Source organism: Streptomyces sp. NPDC107522, from assembly GCF_055657525.1.
Genome location: NZ_JBVKAU010000018.1, coordinates 18,386 through 41,760 on the forward strand (window position 1 = coordinate 18,386; position 23,375 = coordinate 41,760).

Consider the following 23,375-nt stretch of genomic DNA (forward strand, 5'->3'; position numbering starts at 1 on the left):
CCGGGAGCTGGTCACGGGGCGCTGGGCGGCGCTGTGGAGCCTCGTACGACGAGTTCGACGGGGATGTCGCCCTCCTCGGGTTCGCGGCCTTCCAGGACGGCCAGGAGGGCTTGCATGCCGCGTTCTCCGAAGAGCTCGGCGTCGAGGCGGACGGTGGTGAGTTCGGGGTCGATGGCGGTGGCGAGGGCGAGGTCGTCCAGGCCGGTGACGGAGATGTCGTCGGGGATGCGCAGGTCGAGGCGGCGTACGGCTTTGTAGGCGCCGGCGGCGAGTTTGTCGTCGTCGCAGATGATCGCTGTGGGGCGGGGGCCCTTGGCGGAGAGGGCGGTCAGGGTGGCCGCGAGGGCGCCGTCGATGGAGATGGGGGCGCGGACGGTGAGCAGGGAGGTGCCGGGTACCTCGCCGATGCGTGCGTCCAGTTCGCGGGCGCGTACTTCGAAGGTCCAGGACGCCACGTCGGCGGCGAGGTGCAGGAAGCGGCGGTGGCCGAGGCTGAGGAGATGGTCGGCGACTTGCCGGACACCGTCCGTGATGTCCAGGTTGACGGTCGCGGCGCCGAGGCTGCCGTCCGGGTCGCTGTCGAGCATGACGAGGGGGAGCTGGTCGCCGCGGATGGCGGTGAGGGCGTCGGCGGCCATGGAGGAGGCGATGACGCCGTCGAGGGCGGCTTGGGCGGAGGCGAAGGGGTCGCGGGCGGGGCCGATGCCTTCGGGGGAGGGGTAGAGGACGACGCCGAAGCCGTGCTGGGCGGCGATGCGGGCGGCGCCGGTGTAGACGCCGGCGAAGAATTCGGTGGTCAGGGCCGGGACGACGAGGAGGACGGTGCGCGTGCGGCCGAGGCGGAGGTTGCGGGCGGCGAGGTTGGGTCGGTAGCCGAGTTCGCGGGCGGCTTGCCGTACGCGTTCCGCTGTGGCTTCGGAGACGCGGCCGCGCCATTTGTCGCCGAGGACGAGGGAGACCGCGGCCTGGGAGACGCCTGCTGCCTGGGCGACGTCTCGGCTGGTGGGGCGGGTGCTGTGGTGTGCCACTGTCCGCCTGCTCCTCTTCCTCGGGTTGTTCGCCGCCGGGCGCGCTCCGGCCTTCGCGTCTTCCGGGTCACGTCCGCTTGTCTGGACTCGTGAACAGCGCACATGGTACGTATGACGGAGGACGTTATACGTAAAACCTAAGCGGAGGGCGGCGCGGCCGATGACCGGCGCATACGTGGAGATCCTCAGGGCGAGGCATGCCGCCCGGCTGCTCGTCGGCACGCTCGTGGGCCGGCTGCCGAACGCTGTCGCCTCGCTGGCGATCGTGCTGTTCGTGCGCGCGGAGGGCGGCTCCTACAGTCTGGCGGGGGCTCTGGCGGCCGTGTGCGGGGTCGCCAACGCCGTGGGTCAGCCGGTGCTGGGGCGGCTGGTGGACCTGTTCGGTCAGCCGCGGGTGCAGCTGCCCGCCGCGGTCGCGTCGGCTCTCGCGATGGGTGTCTTCGCCTTCGTGGGGACCGGCTCGCTTCCGCTCGCCTATGCGGCCGTGGCGGCTTCCGGCCTGTTCACGCCGCCGCTGGAGGGCGGTCTGCGGGCGCTCTGGTCGTCGGTCCTGCGCAGGGAGGACCAGGTGCACACGGCGTATGCCATGGACGCGGTGGCGCAGGAGGTGATGTTCACCGTCGGACCGCTGCTGCTGACGCTGTGTACGTCGCTGTGGTCGGCGCAGGCGGCGCTGCTGGTCCTGAACGTCGTGGGGGTGCTGGGCGCGCTCTCGGTGGTCGTGTCGCCGCCTTCGCGCGCGTGGCGTTCGGCGCCGCGTGAGGCGCACTGGCTGGGGGCGCTGCGTTCGGCGGGGCTGCTGGCGCTGCTGGGCTCGTTCCTGTTCGTCGGTGTGGCGATGGGGTCCATCGCGGTCGCGGCGGTGTCTTACGCGGACGACAACGGCGGCGACGCGGTGTACGGCTGGCTGATGGCGGGCCTGGGGCTCGGTGCGCTGGTGGGTGGTGCGGTGTACGGGGCGCGGCAGTGGGGCGGGGAGCCGGCGCGGCGACTGCGTGTGCTGGTGGCGCTTCTGGCGGTGTGTTACCTGCCGCTGATGCTGATGCCGGGTGTGGTCGCCATGACGTTGCTGAGTGTGCTCGCGGGTGTGTTCCTCGCGCCGTGCATCGCCTGCGCGTTCGTGTTGGTCGACCGGCATGCGCCGCGCGGGACGGTCACCGAGGCGTTCTCGTGGCTTGTAACGACGTTCACTGTGGGTGCGTCGGTCGGAACGGGTCTGGCGGGGCCGGTCGTCGAGGCGGGTGGGGCCGTGTGGGGGTTCGCCGTGCCGGGGGCCGCGGGAGCCGTGTCGTTGCTGGTCCTGGTGGGCACGGGGCGGGTCCTCGCAGCTCCCGCCAGGGGTGCGGTCGTTGCGGCTTCACCGGAAAATGATCCAAACCGTGCTGTCGAACCCCGTTTCAGCTCAGGGGATCGGGCGTAATGTTCAGTCATGGACCGCCGCATTTTCGGGCTGGAGAACGAGTACGGCGTCACGTGCACGTTCAGGGGACAGCGCCGCCTGTCGCCTGACGAGGTGGCGCGGTACCTCTTCCGCCGTGTCGTGTCATGGGGCCGCAGCAGCAATGTCTTTCTGCGAAACGGGGCCCGCCTCTATCTCGACGTGGGGTCACATCCGGAATACGCGACACCCGAATGTGACAACGTGATCGAACTGGTCACCCACGACAAGGCCGGCGAACGCATTCTGGAAGGACTCCTGGTAGACGCGGAACGACGCCTGCACGAGGAGGGAATCGCGGGCGACGTCTACCTCTTCAAGAACAACACCGACTCGGCGGGCAACTCCTATGGTTGCCACGAGAACTATCTGGTGGCGCGGCACGGGGAGTTCTCCCGGCTCGCGGACATCCTCATCCCGTTCCTTGTCACGCGCCAGCTGCTGTGCGGTGCGGGCAAGGTCCTGCAGACGCCGCGCGGTGCCGTGTACTGCGTCAGTCAGCGGGCGGAGCACATCTGGGAGGGCGTCTCCTCGGCGACGACGCGTTCCCGGCCGATCATCAACACGCGTGACGAGCCGCACGCGGATGCCGAGCGCTACCGGCGTCTGCATGTCATCGTGGGCGACTCGAACATGTCCGAGACGACCATGCTGCTCAAGGTCGGCGCCACCGACCTGGTGCTGCGCATGATCGAGGCGGGCACGGTGATGCGGGACCTGACCCTGGAGAACCCGATCCGGGCGATCCGCGAGGTCAGCCACGACATCACGGGCCGGCGCAAGGTGCGCCTGGCCAGCGGCCGGGAGGCCTCGGCGCTGGAGGTGCAGCGCGAGTACTACGAGAAGGCCGTGGACTTCTGCGAGCGCCGCGGTATTCGCACGGGTACGGTCGAGCAGGTCCTGGAGCTGTGGGGCCGCACGCTGGACGCGATCGAGGCCGAGGATCTCGACCGGATCGGCACCGAGATCGACTGGGTGATGAAGTACAAGCTCATCGAGCGGTACCGGGCCAAGCACAACATGACCATGTCGCATCCGCGGGTCGCGCAGATAGACCTCGCGTATCACGACATTCACCGCCGTCGTGGTCTGTACTACCTGCTGGAGAAGAAGGGTCAAGCCGCGCGTATCTGCAACGACTTGAAGATCTTCGAGGGCAAGTCCGTTCCGCCGCAGACCACTCGGGCCCGGCTGCGCGGCGACTTCATTCGCAGGGCCCAGGAACAGCGCCGGGACTTCACCGTCGACTGGGTCCATCTCAAGCTCAACGACCAGGCTCAGCGCACGGTGTTGTGCAAGGATCCGTTCCGTTCGGTGGACGACCGCGTGGAGAAGCTGATCGCGGGAATGTGACCCCGGCATTGAGGAAAACGGGCCACGGGCCCCGTACGTTCTCGTACGGGGCCCGTCGCACGCCCTAGAGTGGCGGGCGACCACAGTGCCGTCTGAGATCTGAGGAACACGTGCGCCGAATTGCCGGCCTTCTCGTCGTGCCGCTGCTGCTGCTCTCCGCGGCGGCCTGCGGCAGCGACGACGACAATGGCTCCGACTCCAGCTCCACCAAGAACGGAGTGCCCGCGATCACCAAGGGTGCCGAGTTCGGGCAGAAGCCGACTTTGGCCGAGGGGGAGGGTGATCCGCCGAAGGAGCTGAAGGTCGAGGTCATCAAGGAGGGGGACGGCGCGAAGCTCAAGAAGGGCGATGCCGCCGAGGTGAACTACCTCGGTCAGGAGTACGACGAGTCGAAGCCGTTCGACAACAGCTTCGACCGCGGCCAGCCGTTCTCGCTCACCATCGGTGCGGGCGGCGTCATCAAGGGCTGGGATCAGGGCCTCGAGGGCCAGAAGGTCGGCAGCCGGGTGGAGCTGGTGATCCCCCCGGACCTGGGGTACGGGGCGCAGGGTCAGGGTGACATCAAGGCCAACGCCACGCTGGTGTTCGTCGTGGACATTGTGAAGGGCACGACCATTCCTGCGTCGGCGAAGGGCAAGGAGGTCGCGCAGGACGACATCGACCTGCCGAAGGTCGGCACGAACACCGACGGCAAGGCGCCGAAGGTGACGATGCCGAAGGACAGTGACCCGCCGAAGAAGCTCGTCTCCAACTACGTGTTGGAGAGCGACGGCGCCGCCGTCAAGGGCACGGACACGGTGGTCGTGAACTATGTCGCCCTGCTGTGGGAGGGCGGCAAGCAGTTCGACAGCACGTACGACGCGGGGAAGACCGCGACGTTTCCGCTGGACCAGTTGGCGATCAAGGGGCTGAAGAACGGTCTCGTGGGCAAGAAGGCCGGCAGCCGGGTGCTGCTCGTCCTGCCGCCCGACCAGGCCTTCGGTGACCAGGAGCAGCAGGGTGTCCCGAAGAACTCCACGCTGGTCTTCGCCGTCGACATCCTGGCCGTGATGTAAGACTGGGCAGGTTGCCCATCAGTCATCGCGCATGACACACGTACCAATAGGAGTCACTGCAGTGAGCATCGACAAGCCCGAGATCGACTTCCCGGGCGGCGAGCCCCCGGCGGACCTCGAGATCAAGGACATCTGGGAGGGCGACGGCGCGGTGGCGCAGGCGGGCCAGACCGTCACCGTCCACTACGTGGGTGTCGCTTTCAGCACGGGTGAGGAGTTCGACGCCAGCTGGAACCGCGGTACGCCGTTCCGCTTCCCGCTGGGTGCCGGTCGTGTCATCAAGGGCTGGGACCAGGGCGTGCAGGGCATGAAGGTCGGTGGCCGCCGCCAGCTGACCATCCCGGCCCACCTCGCCTACGGCAACCAGAGCCCGACCCCGGCGATCAAGCCCGGCGAGACGCTGATCTTCGTGGTCGACCTGCTCGGCGTCTGACCGTCGCGTCGGATCGGTTCAGGACGTCGCGACTGATCGGCGTACGACCGGACCCGACTACCTGGGGCCCATGCCTGCCCGGGCATGGGCCCTCGGCTTTTGCCACGCCACTTCGGGGCGGTACGGTCATCGTCCGTAAGCACCATAGGGAAGGCGAAGGGCGTCGATGGCCATTGCCAAGGCCGAGCGGCTCATGAACCTGGCGCTGTGTCTGCTCGGGACGCGGCGGCCGCTGAGCAAGCGCGAGCTGCGTGAGTCCATCGAGGCCTACCTGGAAGCGGGCTCGGACGACTCCTTCAACCGGATGTTCGAGCGGGACAAGGACGATCTGCGCGAGCTCGGCCTGGTCATCGAGACCGTCGAGAACCTCGACGGGGAGGTCGGCTATCTCGCCCGCCGCGACAGCAACCGCCTGCCGCCCATCACCCTGGACGCCGAGGAGGCCGCCGCCCTGGGCCTGGCCGCCAAGGTGTGGCAGCAGGCCCGGCTCGCGGGCGCGGCCAGCGGCGCCCTGCAGAAGCTGCGCGCGGCCGGGCTGCCGGAGGATGTCGACCCGTACGAGGCGCACGGCGCCCTGGAGCCGCGTATCCCCGTGCACGAGGCCGCGTTCGAGCCGCTGATGCTGGCCTGCCGCGACCGCCGCCCCGTCGTCTTCGACTACCGCAAGGCCACCGCCGCCCGCCCCGAAACCCGGCATGTCGAGCCGTGGGCGCTGGAGTGCTGGCGCGGCCACTGGTATCTGGCGGGCTGGGACCGGGACCGTGGCGCCGAGCGGGTCTTCCGGCTCTCCCGGATCACCGGGAAGGTGCGCTCGCGCGGCACCCGCTTCACGGCCCCGGTCCCCGATGTGGTCACGGTCCGGGAGACCGTGGCGAGTTGGGCGGGGGAGACGGCCGACCGTTCGGCGCTGATCCGGCTGCGTACGGGCGCCGGGTACCCCCTTCGGGCGAAGGCCACGTCGGTGCGGGAACTCGGGGACGGCTGGGACGAGTTGGAGATTCCGTACGGCCACGGGCTGGACGCCTGGCTGGTGGAGTTCGGGCCGGACGTGGTGGTCCTGGAGCCCGCGGAGCTGCGGGCCGACGTGGTGGACCGGCTGCGTGCCGTGGCCAAGGGCTGAAGGGGAGCGGAGCGAGACAGTGGCAGGCAAACCGGTCAGGCCCGTCAACGCCATCGACCAGACCCGGCGGATGCTCTCCCTGGTGACGTATCTCAGGGAGCGCCCTGGTGCGCGGATCGAGGACGTGGCGCGCGCGTTCGGCATCTCCGAGGACGAGCTGGTCTCCGACCTGGATGTGCTGCCCATGTGCGGCACCAGCTTCCGCGGCGGCGACCTGCTCGACATCGACACCGACGGCGAGCGCATCTGGTGGCACAACCCCGCCGCACTCGGGGCGGAAGCAGCCGAACCGCTACGGCTCGCCGCCGACGAGGCGACCGCGCTGCTGGTGGCCGCCCGGGCCGTGGCCACGCTGCCCGGGCTGCGCGAGGGCGACCGGCAGGCGCTGCTGCGGGCGACCGCCAAGGTGGAGACCGCGGCGGGGGAGGCGGCCGGCGCCAGTTCCCGGCTGTCGGTGACCTTCGAGTCGGAGGGCGGCGTCTTCGCGGACGTCGACCGTGCGATCTCCGAGCGGCGCCGCCTGTGGATCCGCTACTACTCGCCGGCCCGCGACGAGGTCACCGAGCGCGAGATCGACCCCATCCGCCTGGTCAGCGTCGGCCACACCTACGTCGAGGCCTGGTGCCGCCGCTCCGAGGCGCGCCGCACGTTCCGGCTGGACCGGGTCGCCGAGATCAAGATCCTGGACGAGCCGTCGGCGCCGCCCGAGATCGAACTTCGGGACCTGTCGGAGGGGCTGGTGCAGCCCGCCGCTGAGGATCCGGAGGTCGTCGTCGAGGTCGGTCCGGGCGGGCGCTGGGTCGCCGAGTACTACCCGCACGACAGCGCGGATGAGCTTCCGGACGGCGGGCTGCGTATCACTCTTCGCACCCCCGACCCGGCGTCGCTGCGCCGCCTGGCCCTGCGGCTCGGCCCCGACGGCCGCATCGTGTCCCCGCCCGAGCTGGCGGCGAGCGCCCGGCAGGCGGCCCGCGAGGCGCTGGCGGCGTACGACGGGATAGAGGCGCAGGGCGCCCACAGGGCGCATCCGGTTCACGACGGACAGTAGGACAGGCAGTTCGGCAGGCCAGTAGGGCAGACAGTTCGGCAGGCCAGTTGGCCGACCAGGGCGACAGGCGGGAGCAGGGGCTTTGAGCGAGTCGGTGACGTCCGGTGCGGTGGGAATGACGGTGGCGTCCGCGTTCGCCGGGATGAGAAGCGTGGCCCCGGTGATATTCAAGGCCGGCTGCCCGGACTGCCGGGCCCGGTTCGAACTCACCGCGAGCGCCCTGCGCCTCGCCATCGGCGCGACCAGCCGGACCACCTTCTACTCCTTCACCTGCCCCGAGTGCGGCGCCTCCGTGCGCAAGCCGGCAGGGGAGCGGATCGTCGAACTGCTGACGGGCGGCGGAGTCAGCACCCTGCGGCTGCACTCCGCGCTCTAGGACGGTCTAGGCTCACGTCATGTTCTGGCCGATGTTCGCGGTAGCTGTGGGTTTCGTGGGTCTCGCCGTCCTCGGCGTACTCGCCGTGCGGGTCTTCCTGGAGGCACAGCGCCTCGGCCGGCAGGTCTCGGACTCCGCGCGGCGCATCAGCAGAGCGGCCGAGGACCTGGAGCGGGCTACCGTGAGCGCGGCCCGGGCTGTGGACTCGCTTTAGGGCGCTCAAGGATTCGGTGTGAGTCCTGCGTCGCGTACGTTTTGGGCCACTTCGCCCTGTCAACTTGCCGCTCCTGCCAGGTACGCTGCGAACTGCGGCCCCGAGAGCGAGGCGCGGGCCCGCGGACTGGGAGTATGCACAGGGATTGTCCTGCGTTCACCCCTGAGCGTTACGATCCCTGGCAGCACGGTGGTCGGACGAATGTCCGACCTGCCGGGTATTCGGACCATGTCGCCTCGGTGAAGAAGGTAAAAGCTATGGGTAGGCTCGGCCCCACCGAGATCATCCTGATCCTCGTCGTCATCATCCTGCTGTTCGGTGCCAAGAAGCTCCCGGACATGGCCCGCTCCCTCGGCAAGTCGGCGCGCATCCTCAAGAGCGAGGCCAAGGCGATGAAGGAGGACGACAAGTCCGCCGCTCCGGCCGACCCGCCGAACAACAGCGACCAGCAGCCCCCGGCTCAGCGCATCATCCAGGCCGCCCCGGGCGACGTGACCAGCTCGCGCCCGGTCAACGAGCCGACGGACACGAGCAAGCGCTGACGCAGGGCCGGTGACCTCCGGCCCGCCGCACGAGATGGGAACGTGGGTTGCTGAAGTCTGCCCGCAAGAAGGAGAAGGATCCCGAGGGGCGGATGCCTCTCGGGGAGCACCTCCGTGAGCTCCGCAACCGGCTCGCGAAGGGCATGCTGGCGATCACGGTCGTCACCATCGTGGCCGCCTTCTACAACCAGGAACTCATGGAGTTCCTCTCCGATCCCGTGCCTCGCTGCACGAAGGGGCTGGGCGAGACCACGGGAGGTGCCTGCGCGGTCGTCGCGTACACCGACCTCCTTTCTCCCTTCACGACCACCGTGAAGGTCAGCCTCATGGCGGGCATCGTCCTGTCGAGCCCGATCTGGCTGTACCAGCTGTGGGCGTTCGTGGCGCCGGGACTGCACAAGCACGAGCGCAAGTACACGTACGCCTTCGTCGCGGCCGCCGTTCCGCTGTTCCTGGGCGGCGCCTGGCTCGCCTACACGATCATGCCGATCAGCATGAAGGTCCTGCTGGGCATCACGCCCGACGGGTCGGCGAACATCCTGCCGATGGACAAGATCCTCGACTTCAGCGTCCGGATGGTCCTGGTCTTCGGCGCCGCCTTCGAGCTCCCCCTGCTGCTGGTCATGCTGAACATGACCGGCGTGGTGACGGGGCGCCGGATGCTCGGCTGGTGGCGAGCCGTCGTGATGGGCGTCTTCATCTTCGGTGCCGTGGCGACTCCGACCACCGACCCCGTCGGCATGATGGCCCTGGCCGGGCCGATCGTGGTCCTGTACTTCATCGCGGTCGGCATCTCCCTGCTGAACGACCGACGGCGCCGCCGCAACAACCCCGACGCGGACCTGGACGACGACGAGGCCTCCGACCTCGACCTGACCCCCGAGGACATCGGCGAGGTCGAGACCGTCTCCGCGAACCGGGCACTGCCCGAGCAGGCGAGCCGCGAGCGGGTCAACGGCTACGACGACGTGACCTGACAGCGGCGGTTGTCGCAACTGTGCGGCCGGGGCGCCTACGGGGCGTACCCGGCCGCTTCCGCTTCGCGGCCGTGAGCTGCGGGGATCGCGGGTTTGCGGAGCCCGGATCCGGATAATGATCGTCCTGTTGTCAGTGGGGCCCGGTACGCTCGAAAGCACGATGACAGAGGACCTCTCTCCGGCCGAGCGGTATGCGGCAGCGCGCAAGCGCGCTGTCGAGCAGGCCACCGCGCTCGCCTCCTTCCGCGAGATGTACGACTTCGGCCTCGACCCCTTCCAGATCGAGGCCTGCCAGGCGCTCGAGGCGGGGAAGGGCGTGCTGGTGGCCGCGCCCACCGGCTCCGGCAAGACGATCGTCGGCGAGTTCGCCGTCCACCTCGCCCTGATGCAGGGCAGGAAGTGCTTCTACACGACACCCATCAAGGCGCTGTCGAACCAGAAGTACTCCGACCTTTGCCGCCGTTACGGGGACGGCATGGTCGGACTCCTCACCGGCGACAACAGCATCAACCCCGACGCCGCCGTGGTCGTGATGACCACCGAGGTGCTGCGGAACATGCTGTACGCGGGGTCGCAGACCCTCCTCGGCCTGGGCTACGTGGTCATGGACGAGGTGCACTACCTCTCCGACCGCTTCCGCGGGGCCGTTTGGGAAGAGGTGATCATTCACCTTCCCGAGTCGGTGACGCTGGTGTCACTGTCGGCGACCGTGTCGAACGCCGAGGAGTTCGGCGACTGGCTCGACACCGTCCGCGGCGACACCGAGGTGATCGTCTCCGAGCACCGGCCCGTACCGCTGTTCCAGCATGTGCTCGCCGGGCGCCGGATGTACGACCTGTTCGAGGAGGGCGAGGGCCACAAGAAGGCCGTCAACCCCGACCTCACGCGGCTGGCCCGCATGGAGGCGACCCGGCCGTCGTACCAGGACCGCAGACGCGGACGCGCCATGCGCGAGGCCGACCGGGAGCGCGAGCGCAGACAGCGCTCCCGCGTGTGGACGCCCGGGCGTCCCGAAGTCATCGAACGGCTCGACGCCGAAGGGCTGCTGCCCGCCATCACCTTCATCTTCAGCCGCGCCGCCTGTGAGGCCGCCGTCCAGCAGTGCCTGTACGCGGGTCTGCGGCTGAACGACGAGGAGGCGCGGGAACAGGTACGCGCCCTCGTCGAGGAGCGCACCGCCTCCATCCCGACCGAGGACCTCCATGTCCTCGGCTACTACGAGTGGTTGGAAGGCCTGGAGCGCGGCATAGCCGCCCACCACGCGGGCATGCTGCCGACCTTCAAGGAGGTCGTCGAGGAGCTGTTCGTCCGCGGCCTGGTGAAGGCCGTGTTCGCCACGGAGACCCTGGCGCTGGGCATCAACATGCCCGCCCGATCGGTGGTGTTGGAGAAGCTCGTCAAGTGGAACGGCGAGCAGCACGCCGACATCACGCCCGGCGAGTACACCCAGCTGACCGGTCGTGCGGGGCGGCGCGGCATCGACGTCGAGGGCCACGCGGTGGTGCTGTGGCAGCGCGGGATGAGCCCCGAGCACCTGGCCGGGCTCGCGGGCACACGCACCTATCCGCTGCGCTCCAGCTTCAAGCCGTCGTACAACATGGCGGTCAACCTCGTCGAACAGTTCGGCCGGCACCGCTCGCGCGAACTCCTTGAGACGTCCTTCGCGCAGTTCCAGGCCGACAAGTCGGTCGTCGGGATCTCGCGTCAGGTGCAGCGCAACGAGGAGGGGCTGGCCGGTTACAAGGAGTCCATGACCTGCCACCTCGGGGACTTCGAGGAGTACGCGCGCCTGCGCCGCGAACTCAAGGACCGCGAGAACGAGTTGGCCCGGCAGGGGGCGGCACAGCGGCGCGCGGAGGCCGCCGTCGCGCTCGAGAGGCTCAAGCCGGGTGACGTCATCCATGTGCCGACGGGCAAGTACGCCGGTCTCGCACTGGTCCTTGACCCGGGGCTGCCTGCCGGGCGGTCCAACGGCCATCGCGGCTTCGAGCACCACGACGGCCCGCGTCCGCTGGTCCTGACCGCCGAGCGGCAGGTCAAGCGGCTGGCGTCCATCGACTTCCCGGTGCCCGTCGAGGCGTTGGAGCGGATGCGGATCCCGAAGTCCTTCAACCCCCGCTCCCCGCAGTCCCGTCGGGACCTCGCCTCCGCGCTGCGCACCAAGGCCGGGCACATTCCGCCCGAGCGGCAGCGCAAGCGGCGCTCCCAGGCGGCCGACGACCGGGAGATCGAACGGCTGCGCAAGGCCCTGCGCGCACACCCCTGCCATGGGTGCAACGACCGTGAGGACCACGCCCGCTGGGCCGAGCGCTACCACCGGCTGCTGCGGGACACCTCGCAGCTGGAGCGCCGTATCGAAGGGCGTACGAACACGATCGCCCGTACGTTTGACCGCATTGTGGCGCTGTTGACCGAGCTGGACTATCTGCGCGGCGACGAGGTGACCGAGCACGGCAAGCGGCTCGCCCGGTTGTACGGTGAGCTGGATCTGCTGGCGAGCGAATGCCTGCGGGAGCGGGTCTGGGAAGGGCTCGCGCCTGCCGAACTGGCCGCGTGTGTCTCGGCGTTGGTGTACGAGGCGCGGGTCGGGGACGATGCGATGGCGCCGAAGCTGCCGTCGGGCAAGGCCAAGGCCGCGCTGGGTGAGATGGTGCGGATCTGGGGGCGGCTGGATGCCCTTGAGGAGGAGTTCCGGATCACGCAGACCGAGGGGGTCGGGCAGCGTGAGCCGGATCTCGGGTTTGCCTGGGCCGCCTATATGTGGGCCAGCGGTAAGGGGCTCGACGAGGTGTTGCGTGAGGCGGAGATGCCGGCGGGGGACTTCGTGCGGTGGTGCAAGCAGGTGATTGACGTGCTCGGGCAGATTTCGGCGGCTTCTCCTGTGGAGGGGTCGACTGTGGCCAAGAATGCGCGGAAGGCTGTTGACGGGCTGCTGCGGGGGGTTGTCGCCTACTCGTCGGTGGGGTGATTGTTTGAGGGCGGGTGCGGGGTTCGTCGTGGCTGGTCGCGCCCACGCGGCGGAGCCGCAAATCGATACAGCCCCGCGCCCCTAGGGACGTGCCCCCGACCCCGATCAAGAAGCGCTGGTGAGAATCAGTAGCTGCTGGGTCGCTCGCGTCATCGCCACGTAGCGGTCGACCGCTCCTTCGATGCCCTCGCCGAGCTGCTCCGGGTCGATGAGGACGACCAAGTCGAACTCCAGGCCCTTCGACAGCTCCGGGGTCAGTGACCGGACGCGGGGCGTCGTCGGACGGTACGTGGGGTCGCCGATGACGCAGGCGATCCCCTCGGCGTGCGCGGCCAGCCACGTGTCGAGGATCGACTCCAGGTCCGCAACCGATCCGTGGACCACGGGGAGCCCGCCGCTGCGGATCGACGTCGGCACGTTGGCGTCGGGAAGCGCGGCCCGGATGACCGGCTCCGCCTCCGTCATGATCTCTTCCGGCGTGCGGTAGTTGATGGTCAGGGAGGCCAGGCTGATCCGGTCGAGGCCGATCCGCTTCAGGCGTTCCTGCCAGGACTCCGTGAAGCCGTGCCTGGCCTGGGCGCGGTCGCCGACGATGGTGAAGCTCCGGGACGGGCAGCGCAGCAGCAGCATCTGCCACTCGGCGTCGGTGAGTTCCTGGGCCTCGTCCACGACGATGTGAGCGAACGGGCCGGCGAGGAGGTCCGGGTCGGCGGTGGTCAGTTCGGACTCGTCGGTCAGGCTGACCTGGGCGTCCTGGCCCCGCAGCATCCTCACCAGGCCTTCGCCGTCGTCACCGTCGGCGCCCGAGTCGGATGCGGCCTCGATCAGGTTGTCGACGACCTGCGCCATGCGCTCGCGCTGCGCGGCGAGGACGGCCTCCTGCCGGCGCTTTCGCCTGGCCACCTCCGGGTCGCCGAGCCGCTGCCGTGCCGCGTCCAGGAGCGGCAGGTCGGACACCGTCCAGGCCTGGGGCTCCGCCCGCTGGAGCCTGTGAACGTCGTCGCGGTCCAGCCAGGGCGCGCACATCCGCAGATACGCCGGTACCGACCACAGGTCACCGACGAGGTCGGCCGCCTCGAGCAGTGGCCAGGCGCGGTTGAAGGCCGTGAGCAGTTCCCTGTTCTGCCTCAGCGACCTGCGGAGCACGTCGGCCGAGACGTCGCCGTCGTCCTGCGCCGAGGCCTCGGAGTCGTGCTTGTCCACCAGGATCGTCAGCAGCTCCTCCCAGACCTGGTCGCGGGCCTCGTTGTGCGGCGTTCCGGGTTCCGCCGCCTCGAACGCCGTGGCCCAGTCGTCGGCGCTCAGCCGGATGTCGGACCAGGGGGTCGTGACCGTCATCCCCTTGGCGGGCGGCTCCTCGTAGAACCTGACGGCCGTCTCGATCGCCTTCACCAGGTCCGCGGACGACTTCAGGCGGGCCACCTCCGGGTCGGCCTCGATCCCCGCCGCGGCTCCCTCGGCGACGAGGTCCCGCAGGATGCAGGTCTGCACGCCCTCCTCCCCGAGGCTGGGCAGGACGTCGGAGACGTAGGCCAGGTAGGGCCGGTGCGGGCCGACGAACAGCATGCCGCCCCGACGGTGGCCGAGGCGCGGGTCGGAATGGAGCAGATACGCGGAGCGGTGCAGGGCGACGACCGTCTTGCCCGTGCCAGGGCCGCCGTCGACGACGAGCGCGCCGCGGGAGCCCGCGCGGATGATGGCGTCCTGGTCGGCCTGGATGGTGCCGAGCACGTCCCGCATGCGGGACGAACGGTCGCTGCCCAGGCCGGCGATGAAGGCGGACTGGTCGTCGAGCGCGGCGTGCCGTTCGAGCCCGTCCGGGGTGAACACCTCGTCCCAGTAGTCGCTGATCCGACCGCCCGTCCAGCGGTACCTGCGGCGGCTCGCCAGCCCCATCGGGTTGGCGTGGGTGGCTCCGAAGAACGGCTCGGCCGCAGGGGAGCGCCAGTCGACCAGCAGCCGACGGCCCTCGCTGTCGGTGAGGCCGAGTCGTCCGACGTACACGGGCTCGGGGCCGTCCGTGCTCACCATGCGGCCGAGGCACAGGTCCAGGCCGAAGCGGCGCAGAGTGCGCAGGCGAGCGGTGAGCCGGTGGATCTCCGCGTCCCGGTCCATGGCGTGCCGGCCCAGGCCGCCGGGCGCTTTGCGGGCGGCGTCGAGACTGGCGGAGACCTCGGCGATCGAGTGCTCCAGGCACTGCGCGAGGGCCGTGAAGTGCCGCTCGTCGGCGGCGATCAGCGCCGGGTCGGCCTTGGCGGAGAGGCGGTCGGGAAGCTCGAACGCGCTGGTGGTCACGGGGTGGATTACGGGGTTGGTCAAGGGGTTGGTCAGGGGGGTCACTGCATCAGCTCCGATGAGAGGTCGCTTGCGACCGTTGCGCGTGGCAAGGCGTCTGGGCAGGTGTGACGAACCTTGTGGGTTCTCCTGTGTCCTGTGTCCTGGGTTCCGGCTCGACGGTCCCGCCTGGTTCGCGCGGGAGCGGGTGGCCTTATCGGCCGAACTCTTCGATCAGCAGCTTCGCGGCCACCGCCGCCCCGTCCGTGCGGATCCGGTCGGCCACGGCGGCCGCCCGAGCGCGGGTCTCGGCAGTCAGGGCCGTCTTGAGCGCGGCCGACAAGGACTCGAAGGTCGGGGTCGGGCCGTCGTGTGCCGCGCCGATGCCCAGCTCGGCCACGCGGCCGGCCCAGTACGGCTGGTCCGCCAGCTGGGGCACCACCACCTGGGGCGCACCGGCCCGGGCCGCCGTCGTCGTCGTGCCCGCCCCGCCGTGGTGCACTACGGCGGCCACCCGGCCGAACAGCGCCTGCTGGTTGACCTCGCCGACGGCGAAGCAGTCGTCCTGGTCGTCGATCAGGGTCAGGTCGGCCCAGCCACGCCCGACGAGCACGCGACGGCCCTGCGCCCGGACCGCCTCGATGGCAGCCCGGGAGACGTCCTCCGCGTCGCGCACGGGGATGCTGCCGAAGCCCACGTACACCGGTGGTGCGCCCGCCTCCAGGAACGCCTCCAGGTCCGCCGGGAGCGGCCGTTCGTCCGGCCGGATCCAGGCGCCGGTCTGCACCACGTCGAGATCCGCCGGCTCCAGCCACGGGGCCAGGGTCGGGTCCGCCGCAAGCAACGGCCGGTCGGTCAGGACATGGTCGCGGACGTTGTCCACCGGAGGCAGGCCGATCGAGGCCCGGTGGTTGTTGACCGCGTCGCCGAACAGTGCGTTCAGGCTCTCGGTGTTCAGGTCCCACAGCACCCGGTTGTCGGTCACGCCGGGCGGGAGCGGCCGTCCGGGCCACTCGAGCGGCGGGTGGTGCGGCGACGGCAGGAAGGACGGGAAGTAGGACACGAACACATACGGGATGCCCGCCTTCTCGGCCACCGCCCGCCCGGCGGCCGCGGCCGCCGGCAAGCCCGTCGCCACCAGCACATCACAGCCCTCGGCCGCCGGGGCGACCGCGTCGTACGTCGACGCGGCCAATTGGGCCGCGCGCTCGGGCAGGGTCTTCGCCGGCATCGGCGCCGTCCCGGTCACCGCGCCCTTCGTCAGCGCGCGCACCTGCCAGCCGATCGGCACCAGTGGCACGCCGAAACCTTCCAGCAGCTCCGCGAAGTCCGGCGGCGCGCACATCAGCACGTCCGCGCCGAGCGCGCGCAACTGCACCGCGAGTCCCAGCATCGGCTCGACGTCCCCGCGTGACCCATACGTCAACAACAGCACACGCACTTTGTGAATCCCCCATTTTTCCGCAGGTCCTGGCCCAGGCCGACGATTCTGCGGTACGACGGGGGCCTTGCCGCAAGCCCCCCGGTGCGCTATAAGTTGAGAGTGGCAAGGAGCGCGTGACCTCCTTGCCTTTGCTGTTTTCTGGGGATCTGATGCCGTTTCTCGGGGTGCGACCTCAGGAGCGGCCGCCCCCGCGGTACGCCCGCCAACCCCCGTACGTCGTGATGTCCTCGGCGTCCGTGAGGGCCGCAGGCTCGCACAGGAATCCCGGGACGTGGCTGCCGTCCGCGAGCTCCACGCGCCCCAGGGCCATCGGGCGGGGCAGTTCCGCGAGCAGCCGACCGAGCCCCTCCGCCTGGAGCCGCCACACCTCGGCCTCGATCGAGGCTCCACCCTCGCCGACGTGGACCAGGCCCGGCTTGGGCGGGGTGGTGGACAGCGCGTGCAGTCGGTATACGGGAGCCGTGGCGGTCGTACGGTCGAACCGGGCGCCCAGAGCCAGGAGTTGAGGGTTCAGGGGCTGGCCGGTGAGGTGGGCGCCGACCACGGCGAGGCTGACCTCCGGGCGGAGCAGAGCGGCGATCCGGGCCAGCCGTTCGTCCGTGAAGGCGGGACCGATCAGCATCACGCCGAACGGCAGGCCGTCCACCTCACCGGCCGGGACGGCGACCGCGGCCAGGTCGAAGAGGTTCGTCGAGTTGGTGAAGCGGCCCAGGCGGGCGTTGGCCCCCAGCGGGTCGGCGGCCACCTCGGCGAGGGTCGGGTGGCCGGGCGCGGTGGGCAGCAACAGGGCGTCGGCGTCCGCCAGTTCGGCTTCGGCGCGGGCACGCAGGGCGGCGAGCCGTTCCTGGTCGGCGAAGAGCCGGTGGGCGGGGATGTCGCGGGCACGGGTGATGATGTCGGCGACCGTGGGGTCGAGGGTGTCGTCGCCCGCTGCCCTCGCCTTGTCGACAAAGCTCCCCACGGCCGTGTAGCGCTCGGCGACGAAGGCCCCCTCGTACAGCATGGCGGCCGCTTCGGTGAAGGGGGTGAGGTCGAGCGTACGGATCTCGGCGCCCGCGGCGCTGAGCTGCCGTACGGCAGCCTCGTACGCCTCCGCCCAGCCGTCGTCCAGCTCGCCGAGCTGCTGCAGGGGCGGGACCGCGACGCGCCACGGTCCCGGTGCGCGCTGGGGGAGCGGGGGCAGGGCGCGGCCGGGCGGGGAGGCCATGAAGGAGAGTGCCTGTTCGGCCTCCGGCAGTGTCCGCGCGAAGACCGTCACGCAGTCGATCGACGCGCAGGCCGGGACGACGCCCGCCGTCGGGACGAGACCCCGGGTGGGCTTGAGGCCGACGATGCCGTTGAAGGCGGCCGGGACCCGGCCCGAGCCCGCGGTGTCCGTGCCGAGCGCGAAGTCGACGATGCCGAGCGCCACCGCGACGGCCGAGCCGGAGCTGGAGCCGCCGCTGATTCGTGCGGGGTCGTGGGCATGGCGGACGACGCCGTAGGGGGAGCGGGTGCCGACGAGACCGGTAGCGAACTGATCGAGGTTCGTGGTGCCGAGGACGATCGCGCCGGCCGCCCGTAGGCGGGCGACCACGGGTGCGTCGGCTTCGGGGTCGTAGGCGTACGACGGGCATCCCGCGGTCGTGGGAAGGCCCTCGACGTCGATGTTGCCCTTGGCGGCGAACAGGCGGCCCGCGAGCGGGAGCCGTTCTCCGTCGGCCACGCGTTCGTCGACGATCCCGGCCTCGGCCTCGACCGCCGTCCGCGGGCGCAGATCGATCCAGATCTCGGGGCGGTCCACGGCCTCGATCCGGGCGTACGCGGCGCGGACCCGGGACAGAGCGCTCGGCGTGCTCGGCATGTCTTGTTCTCCTCGCGATTCAGCTCGCGGCGGGCGCGAGGACGACCAGCGCCGTCCCCGCCTCCACCTGATCCCCGGGCCCGGCCAGCACCTCCACGACCACGCCGGCCATCGGCGCGGACACCCTGGACTCCATCTTCATCGCCTCCAGGGCGAGCAGCGGCTGTCCGGCCGTCACCTCGTCACCCGGCCGGACGTTCACCTGCCAGACGGACGCCGCGAACTCGGCCTCGACCAGCCGCCCCCCGGCCGGGACGGTCACCTCGACCGCGGGCGCGGCCGGCGCCACCGCCTCGTCCGCCCGCGCGAACTCGCCGGCCGCCTCCCACGCGTCCCGCTCCGCCGCGAAGGCGGCCCGCTGCCGGGCCCGGAACTCCGCGATCGACTCGGCGTTGTCGTCGAGGAAGGCCCGGTACTCGGCGAGCGAGAAGGTGCCCTCCTCGATGCGCGGCACGAACCGCCCGGACGTGATGTCCGCCCGCAGCTCCAGCAGTTCCCCGGAGCCCACCGGATACCACCGGATCCGGTCGAAGAACCGCAGCAGCCAGGGCGACCCCGGCTCGAACGCCCCACGCTGCTGCCACGCCGACCACACCTGCGTCGTACGGCCAACGAACTGGTAGCCGCCGGGCCCCTCCATGCCGTAGATGCACAGGTAGGCCCCGCCGATGCCGACCGAGTTCTCCGCGGTCCAGGTGCGCGCCGGGTTGTACTTGGTGGTCACCAGGCGGTGCCGCGGATCCAGCGGGGTCGCCACCGGGGCGCCGAGGTACACGTCACCCAGCCCCAGGACCAGGTACTCCGCGTCGAACACGGTGCGGTACACGTCCTCGACCGACTCCAGGCCGTTGACGCGGCGGATGAACTCGATGTTCCACGGACACCAGGGCGCGTCGTCGCGCACGCCCGCCATATAGCGGGCGATGGCCTCTCGGGTCGCCGGGTCGTCCCAGGACAGGGGGAGGTGGACGGTGCGGGACGGGACGACGAGCTCGTCGGTGGGCGGCAGGGAGGCGATCATCTCCCGTACGGCGGCCAGGAGTTCGGCCTGCGTCAGTCGGTTGGGGTCCGTCTGGATCTGGAGGGAGCGGATGCCGGGCGTCAGGTCGGTGATCCCGTCCGGGCCGCCCTCGGCCACCGCCTCCATCAGCGCGTGGACGCGCATGCGCAGGGCCAGGTCGAGCTGCATGGGACCGAACTCGACCAGCAGGTTGTCGTCGCCACTGCGGCGGTACGTCACATCGCCGTCCCGGGCCAGTACGCCGCCGTCGACGATCTCGGGGCGTTCCCGACCCGTCACGTCCACCGGCACGAACCGCACCCTGTCGCCCGGTCGCAGCTGCCCCAGCTTCCAGCGCTCGCCGCTGATCACGGTCGCCGGGCACACGAACCCGCCCAGCGACGGGCCGTCCGGGCCGAGCAGCACCGGCATGTCGCCGGTGTAGTCGACGGCGCCCACGGAGTACGGCGTGTCGTGGATGTTGGACGGGTGCAGGCCCGCCTCACCGCCGTCGGCGCGCGCCCAGCGCGGCCTGGGACCGACGAGCCGTACGCCGGTCCGCGCGGAGTTGAAGTGGACCTTCCAGTCGGCGGCGTAGAAGTCGCGGATGTCGTCCGCGGTGAAGAACTCCGGCGCGGCGTGCGGCCCTTCGACCGCCTTGATGTGCCATACGGCACCGAAGGACGGGCGGTCCGGCAGGGGGACCGGCGTTCCCTCGGCGACCGTGCCGCCGTGCAGGACGTCGCCCGGCCGCAGCGTACGTCCGCCGTGCCCGCCGAACCGGCCGAGCGTGAAGGTGCTCGCGCTGCCCAGGAAAGGCGGGACGTCGAGACCGCCGCCCGCGACGAGGACGTAGGTCCGCAGACCGTGCCCGGCCGGCGCACCGACGTTCAGTACGGCACCCGCAGGCATCGTCACCGGCTCCCACTGCGCCACAGGCGTGCCGTCGACGGTCACGGGGGCCTGGGCGCCCGTCACACACACGGTCGTGGCGTGCGTGAACCTCAACGTCGGCCCCTGGAGCGTGCATTCGAGACCCGGTGCACCCTCGTGGTTGCCCAGCGCCCGGTTGCCGAGCCGGAAGGACAGGTCGTCCATCGGGCCACTGGGCGGCACGCCGACCTGCCAGTAGCCGGTGCGGCCCGGCCAGTCCTGCACGGTGGTGAGGGTGCCGCCGGAGACGACCTCGATGCGGGGCGTCGGGTCGGTCACGGCCGCGAGGGCCGCCGTCGAGTGGGCGGCTTCGAGGAAGGCCCGGTCCGCCAGCGCCGCCCGCACCAGGCCGAGGTTGGTCTCGATACCGTCGACGCGGGTGCGGGCGAGCGCCTCGTCCAGCCGCTGCAGGGCGTGCGAGCGATCGGGGCCGTACGCGATGATCTTCGCCAGCATCGGGTCGTACGACGTCGTCACCTCGGTGCCCGTCTCGACCCAGCCGTCGACCCGCACCCCGCTCGGGAACTCCACCCTCGTCAGCAGGCCCGCGCTGGGCCGGTGGTCGCGGGACGGGTCCTCGGCGTACAGGCGGGCCTCGACGGCGTGGCCGCGCGGAGGGCCGGGGTCGCGCACGACGTCCCGCTCGCCGCGCGCCAGGCGCAGCATCCAGGCGACGAGGTCGACGCCGTAGAGCTCCTCGGTGACCGGGTGCTCGACCTGGAGGCGCGTGTTGACCTCCAGGAAGTACGCCTCCTCGCGGGCGGCGTCGTACACGAACTCGACGGTTCCGGCGGAGCGGTAGCCGACGGAAGCGCACAAGTCGCGGGCGCAGGTGGCCAGTTGCTCGCGCACGCGCGCGGGGAGTCCTGGTGCCGGGGCCTCCTCCACGACCTTCTGGTGGCGTCGCTGGAGCGTGCAGTCCCGGTCGCCGAAGGTGACGACCTTGCCCCCACCGTCGCCGAAGACCTGTACCTCGACATGGCGGGCCCGCTCGACCAGCCGCTCCAGGAAGACACCTGACGAGGACGCTGCGGAGAAGGACGCGGCGGCGACACGCTGTACCCGCTCCCAGGCCTCGGTCACCTCGCCGGCGGATCGACATGCCGACATACCGATACCGCCCCCGCCGCCGGTCGCCTTGAGCATGACGGGGTAGCCGATGACCTGGGCCTCTTCGAGCGCCTCCGCGAGCGAACCCAACAGCCCGGTCCCCGGCGCCAGCGGCACGCCCGCCGCCTCGGCCGCCGCCCGGGCGGTGTGCTTGGCGCCGAACAGCTCCAGCTGCCCGGGCGTGGGGCCCACGAACACGATCCCGGCGTCCTCACAGCGACGGGCGAACGCCGCGTCCTCGGACAGGAAGCCGTAGCCGGGGTGGATCGCCCCCGCCCCCGTGTCCTTCGCGGCCTTCAGCACGAGGTCGGTATCGAGATACGACTCCTTCGCGGGCGCCGGGCCGAGCCGCACCGCCCGGTCGGCGAGGCGGACGTGCGGGGCGGCGCGGTCGGCGTCGGAGTACACCGCGACCGTCCGCAGGCCGAGTTCGCGGGCCGTACGGATGATCCGGACCGCTATCTCGCCCCGGTTGGCGACCAGCAGCGTGTCGAAGGTCATTCGGCGGCCCCGATCGTCATCCGGACCGCCGTCGGATCGAAGCCGTTGCAGGGGTTGTTGATCTGGGGGCAGTTGGAGACGAGGACGAGGACGTCGCGCTCGGCACGCAGGGTCAGGGACAGCCCCGGTGCCGAGATGCCGTCGACGATGCCGAGGGTGCCGTCCTTCTCGACCGGCACGTTCATGTACCAGTTGATGTTGGAGACGAGGTCGCGCTTGCCGAGGCCGTACTTGGCGCCCTCGGCGAGGAAGTTGTCCACGCAGGCGTGCTGGGACCAGGTGTGGTGGCCGTACCGGAGGGTGTTGGACTCCTTGGAGCAGGCGCCGCCGACGGTGTCGTGCCGGCCCACGTCGTCGGCGACGACGGTCATCAGGGGGGTGTGCTCGTTGGACATCAGCACACTTCCCGTGGTGAGGAAGATGCCGCCCTGCGCGTGGATCGTGTCGGGCGCGCTGTAGCGGACCGAGGTGTCGTGGGCGTCGTACACGAGGAAGTCGACGGCCTGGTTGCCGTTCAGGTCGGTGATGGTCAGTGTCTCGCCGGAGCGGATGACGGACGACCAGGGGGCGCGGGCGGGGACGACGGTCGTGGTCTTGGTCGTAGTCGTGCTCTCGCGCGTGCTTGTGCCAGTACTCGTGCTCGCGCTCATGTGGTCCCCCTCGCGGCAAGGAATTCGGCGGTGTTGAGGAAGGCGCGGCGGCCCTCGAGCGTGGCGTCCCAGAGGGGGTCGCCGGGGCCGGTCGGTGCCGTGCGCCAGGCGAGCACCTCCAGCGGGGTGCTGACGTACTCGGGGCGGGGGTCGGCCGGATGCGGCACGTTGGCGATCAGCACGGTCACGTCCTGCTCGGCGCGCAGGGTCACACTGGCGCCGGGTCCGGCCGAGCCGGTGAAGTCGAGGGTGCCGTCCTCGCGTACCTCGACGCCCTGGAAGAAGGACAGCGACGGGGGTAGGTCCCTGGGCTCCAGGCCGTTCTTCGCGGCCGCCAGTTTGAACAGCTCGCGGCCCGCGGGGGAGGGGGACTGGGGGGTGCCGTCGCCGTAGCGCTCGGTGTTCCGTACGAGGGTGGAGGTGCCGCACAGCGCGTCGTGCCGGCCGGAGGTGTCGGCGACGACGGAGGCGAGGACGCGGCCCTGGTCGGACAGGAGCAGGCGGCCCTCGCCGAGGTAGGCGTTCCACTGCACCTTCACCGTGTCGGCGACGTTCAGCCGCTCCCAGGGGCGGTCGGCCACGTACAGCAGCAGATGCGCGCAGGCGTCGCCGCGCAGGTCGGTCAGCCGCAGCTCCGTGCCGCGGGCCAGCACCCTGTGCGTGTAGTTGCCGCCCGCCACCGTCTCGGCCCACACCAGATGCCCCGCCTCACAGGGGGGCGCCGGCCAGTCCCGGGCCGGTACGACGGGCATGGCCTCGGCCTGGGTTCCCTCCTGGGCGCGGGCGTGGTCACGGGCTCCGTAGGTGGTCTCTGTCGCCATGCGCTGACCTCCGGTCGGGTGTGGGCCTCCGGGTTTATTTCTGTCGCTCGACAGAAATTAGGGGTGGGGTGGGTCGGGGGGATTGCCGGGCTGTTGCCGGGTGGTTACTGCGGGTCGTGGGGGAGGGGGGTGCGGATGCCAGTGCGAGGGGGAGGGTCGTGAGGGTGCGAGGGAGGAGGGGGCGCGGGTGTGATCGCTCGTGGGTGGCGCTGCTCGGCGGCGTGAGTTCCCGCGTGGCGGTGCCATT

The 23,375-nt window shown here is 70.8% G+C and carries 18 protein-coding genes; 11 read left to right on the forward strand and 7 right to left on the reverse strand.

The window, feature by feature from the left end:
* Positions 1 to 11: 11 nt before the first annotated feature.
* On the reverse strand, positions 12 to 1,028 hold the full coding sequence (locus tag ACZ7L6_RS36185; RefSeq protein ID WP_471931490.1) for a LacI family DNA-binding transcriptional regulator: 1,017 nt from the start codon (positions 1,026 to 1,028) through the stop codon (positions 12 to 14).
* Positions 1,029 to 1,188: 160 nt separating this feature from the next.
* Here ACZ7L6_RS36185 and ACZ7L6_RS36190 point away from each other — a divergent pair, with 160 nt between their 5' ends.
* The 11 genes from ACZ7L6_RS36190 (at position 1,189) to ACZ7L6_RS36240 (ending at position 12,552) form a co-directional block, all read left to right on the forward strand.
* The gene (locus tag ACZ7L6_RS36190) at positions 1,189 to 2,448 is read left to right on the forward strand and encodes an MFS transporter (RefSeq protein WP_471931492.1); all 1,260 of its coding nucleotides are present in this window, start codon (positions 1,189 to 1,191) and stop codon (positions 2,446 to 2,448) included.
* A gap of 9 nt (positions 2,449 to 2,457) precedes the next feature.
* Positions 2,458 to 3,819: a Pup--protein ligase gene (gene pafA, locus ACZ7L6_RS36195; protein ID WP_009297738.1), complete on the forward strand. Its 1,362-nt coding sequence runs from the start codon at positions 2,458 to 2,460 to the stop codon at positions 3,817 to 3,819.
* 110 nt (positions 3,820 to 3,929) lie between these two features.
* Entirely contained in the window at positions 3,930 to 4,874 is a 945-nt protein-coding gene (locus ACZ7L6_RS36200; RefSeq protein ID WP_471931495.1) for an FKBP-type peptidyl-prolyl cis-trans isomerase, read from the forward strand.
* 61 nt (positions 4,875 to 4,935) lie between these two features.
* Entirely contained in the window at positions 4,936 to 5,307 is a 372-nt protein-coding gene (locus tag ACZ7L6_RS36205; RefSeq protein WP_031486671.1) for an FKBP-type peptidyl-prolyl cis-trans isomerase, read from the forward strand.
* 166 nt (positions 5,308 to 5,473) lie between these two features.
* Positions 5,474 to 6,427, forward strand: coding sequence for a helix-turn-helix transcriptional regulator (locus ACZ7L6_RS36210; RefSeq protein WP_471931497.1), 954 nt, complete (start codon positions 5,474 to 5,476; stop codon positions 6,425 to 6,427).
* Positions 6,428 to 6,446: 19 nt separating this feature from the next.
* On the forward strand, positions 6,447 to 7,475 hold the full coding sequence (locus ACZ7L6_RS36215; RefSeq protein WP_471931499.1) for a helix-turn-helix transcriptional regulator: 1,029 nt from the start codon (positions 6,447 to 6,449) through the stop codon (positions 7,473 to 7,475).
* Positions 7,476 to 7,557: 82 nt separating this feature from the next.
* Positions 7,558 to 7,851, forward strand: coding sequence for a hypothetical protein (locus ACZ7L6_RS36220; RefSeq protein ID WP_471931501.1), 294 nt, complete (start codon positions 7,558 to 7,560; stop codon positions 7,849 to 7,851).
* A 19-nt stretch (positions 7,852 to 7,870) separates the two neighbouring features.
* Entirely contained in the window at positions 7,871 to 8,065 is a 195-nt protein-coding gene (locus tag ACZ7L6_RS36225; RefSeq protein ID WP_433037990.1) for a hypothetical protein, read from the forward strand.
* A 257-nt stretch (positions 8,066 to 8,322) separates the two neighbouring features.
* Positions 8,323 to 8,607, forward strand: a complete 285-nt coding sequence (tatA, locus tag ACZ7L6_RS36230; protein ID WP_471931503.1) for a Sec-independent protein translocase subunit TatA — start codon at positions 8,323 to 8,325, stop codon at positions 8,605 to 8,607.
* A gap of 47 nt (positions 8,608 to 8,654) precedes the next feature.
* Positions 8,655 to 9,584 carry a twin-arginine translocase subunit TatC gene (tatC, locus tag ACZ7L6_RS36235; protein WP_471931505.1) on the forward strand — a complete coding sequence of 310 codons (930 nt, stop codon included), beginning with the start codon at positions 8,655 to 8,657 and terminating at the stop codon, positions 9,582 to 9,584.
* A gap of 115 nt (positions 9,585 to 9,699) precedes the next feature.
* Complete coding sequence (locus ACZ7L6_RS36240) at positions 9,700 to 12,552, forward strand: DEAD/DEAH box helicase (protein WP_471931507.1); 2,853 nt, start codon at positions 9,700 to 9,702, stop codon at positions 12,550 to 12,552.
* A 105-nt stretch (positions 12,553 to 12,657) separates the two neighbouring features.
* Here the strand turns inward: ACZ7L6_RS36240 and helR are convergent, their stop codons facing one another.
* The 6 genes from helR to ACZ7L6_RS36270 form a co-directional block, all read right to left on the reverse strand.
* Positions 12,658 to 14,856, reverse strand: a complete 2,199-nt coding sequence (gene helR / locus ACZ7L6_RS36245; protein ID WP_471931738.1) for an RNA polymerase recycling motor ATPase HelR — start codon at positions 14,854 to 14,856, stop codon at positions 12,658 to 12,660.
* Positions 14,857 to 15,040: 184 nt separating this feature from the next.
* Complete coding sequence (locus tag ACZ7L6_RS36250) at positions 15,041 to 16,219, reverse strand: glycosyltransferase (protein ID WP_471931740.1); 1,179 nt, start codon at positions 16,217 to 16,219, stop codon at positions 15,041 to 15,043.
* A 223-nt stretch (positions 16,220 to 16,442) separates the two neighbouring features.
* Positions 16,443 to 18,113 carry an allophanate hydrolase gene (atzF, locus tag ACZ7L6_RS36255; protein ID WP_471931509.1) on the reverse strand — a complete coding sequence of 557 codons (1,671 nt, stop codon included), beginning with the start codon at positions 18,111 to 18,113 and terminating at the stop codon, positions 16,443 to 16,445.
* A gap of 19 nt (positions 18,114 to 18,132) precedes the next feature.
* Positions 18,133 to 21,657, reverse strand: coding sequence for a 5-oxoprolinase/urea amidolyase family protein (locus ACZ7L6_RS36260; RefSeq protein ID WP_471931511.1), 3,525 nt, complete (start codon positions 21,655 to 21,657; stop codon positions 18,133 to 18,135).
* Positions 21,654 to 22,307, reverse strand: a complete 654-nt coding sequence (locus ACZ7L6_RS36265; protein ID WP_471931513.1) for an urea amidolyase associated protein UAAP2 — start codon at positions 22,305 to 22,307, stop codon at positions 21,654 to 21,656. Before ACZ7L6_RS36265 ends, ACZ7L6_RS36260 begins: the two co-directional genes overlap by 4 nt.
* The gene (locus ACZ7L6_RS36270) at positions 22,304 to 23,128 is read right to left on the reverse strand and encodes an urea amidolyase associated protein UAAP1 (RefSeq protein ID WP_471931515.1); all 825 of its coding nucleotides are present in this window, start codon (positions 23,126 to 23,128) and stop codon (positions 22,304 to 22,306) included. The genes ACZ7L6_RS36265 and ACZ7L6_RS36270 overlap by 4 nt, the downstream gene beginning before the upstream one ends.
* Positions 23,129 to 23,375: the final 247 nt, after the last annotated feature.

Bases quoted from the DNA above. Each gene is read 5' to 3' on its own strand.
- ACZ7L6_RS36190 (WP_471931492.1), top strand. From the start codon at position 1,189: ATGACCGGCGCATACGTGGAGATCCTCAGGGCGAGGCATGCCGCCCGG.
- ACZ7L6_RS36250 (WP_471931740.1), bottom strand. From the start codon at position 16,219: ATGCTGGGACTCGCGGTGCAGTTGCGCGCGCTCGGCGCGGACGTGCTG.
- pafA (WP_009297738.1), top strand. From the start codon at position 2,458: ATGGACCGCCGCATTTTCGGGCTGGAGAACGAGTACGGCGTCACGTGC.
- ACZ7L6_RS36270 (WP_471931515.1), bottom strand. From the start codon at position 23,128: ATGGCGACAGAGACCACCTACGGAGCCCGTGACCACGCCCGCGCCCAG.
- ACZ7L6_RS36260 (WP_471931511.1), bottom strand. From the start codon at position 21,657: ATGACCTTCGACACGCTGCTGGTCGCCAACCGGGGCGAGATAGCGGTC.
- tatA (WP_471931503.1), top strand. From the start codon at position 8,323: ATGGGTAGGCTCGGCCCCACCGAGATCATCCTGATCCTCGTCGTCATC.
- ACZ7L6_RS36265 (WP_471931513.1), bottom strand. From the start codon at position 22,307: ATGAGCGCGAGCACGAGTACTGGCACAAGCACGCGCGAGAGCACGACT.
- ACZ7L6_RS36240 (WP_471931507.1), top strand. From the start codon at position 9,700: ATGATCGTCCTGTTGTCAGTGGGGCCCGGTACGCTCGAAAGCACGATG.
- ACZ7L6_RS36225 (WP_433037990.1), top strand. From the start codon at position 7,871: ATGTTCTGGCCGATGTTCGCGGTAGCTGTGGGTTTCGTGGGTCTCGCC.
- ACZ7L6_RS36210 (WP_471931497.1), top strand. From the start codon at position 5,474: ATGGCCATTGCCAAGGCCGAGCGGCTCATGAACCTGGCGCTGTGTCTG.
- atzF (WP_471931509.1), bottom strand. From the start codon at position 18,113: ATGCCGAGCACGCCGAGCGCTCTGTCCCGGGTCCGCGCCGCGTACGCC.